This window comes from Hyphomonas sp. CY54-11-8 (genome assembly GCF_000682735.1).
In the GTDB taxonomy this organism is placed as follows: Bacteria; Pseudomonadota; Alphaproteobacteria; order Caulobacterales; family Hyphomonadaceae; genus Hyphomonas.
In genome coordinates this window covers 1-929 of sequence record NZ_AWFD01000026.1, presented here as the reverse complement: position 1 = coordinate 929, position 929 = coordinate 1, and the positions used below count along the sequence as shown (strand labels likewise).

The 929-nt window shown below is 67.9% G+C and carries 1 protein-coding gene; it reads right to left on the bottom strand.

The window, feature by feature from the left end:
* A partial coding sequence (locus HY17_RS12755; protein ID WP_034767145.1) for a toprim domain-containing protein occupies nt 1-819 on the bottom strand: 819 nt, incomplete at its 3' end.
* Between the last annotated feature and the right edge of the window lie 110 nt (nt 820-929).

Genomic DNA, 929 nt, shown 5'->3' with positions numbered 1-929 from the left:
GAGCAGGGTCGACGGCAGTTCGAGCGCGGCCAGATGGGCTGCCGACAGCGCAGCAGCCATCGGCATCTCCGGCAGCGCCAGTCGCAAGGACAGCACCGTCTCGATGCCTTCGCCGGCAACCATCACATCACGCGCAATGCCGAAGCGGACGGCATGACCCAGAAGATCGCCCATGGCCCGGCGCGGCGTGGCGACCGCCGCCTTGCCCGACCCGTCCGGCGCGAGCCATGTGCGGTGCGCGCCGGTGATCCTGCCCTTGAGATCGGTGACCATGGCGATCATCGCCGGGCGCTTCTGGACCGGCGCACCATCCCCAGGACGATAGTAGCAGCGCGGGTGATACCGCAGCGTCCCCGCATCGTGGAGGATCCCGATGCCGCGACCGGTCAGATAGGTCTCGACCGGGGTGCCCCGGATCGGCTTTGCCATTGCGATCAGTCGGCGTGCCGCCTCCGGCGATCCGACCGGCGCGGGCGAACGATCGACATCCGGCGTCGCACAGGGCTCCTCGCGCGGCAGGCTCAGGAACCGTCGCGCCTCCTCGGCGACATCGCCGAACGCCGTGAGGCCACAACTCTCCCGGATCACGTCGAGCAGATCGCCGTGCTCGGCAGTTGCCGCATCCGTCCAACGACCGGCCGCTCCGGGACCGGCCTCCGGTCCCCTCAACCGCACATACATCGACCGACCAGGCGTGTTGCGCGCATCGCCGACGGTCCAGTACCGGCCTTCCTGCCGACCGTTCGACAGATAGTGCCGGCACACCGCCTCCGCATCCCGGGCAAGCCGGCGCGACAGTTCCGATGCGTCGCGAGGCATCACCCGATCCCCCGCTATGTACTGACATTATGTTGCGCAGGTTCTCGGATAATCCCCCAGAACAAGGGAGCAGCCCCCAGCCGCAACATAAACCGCAACGCAACATGTTC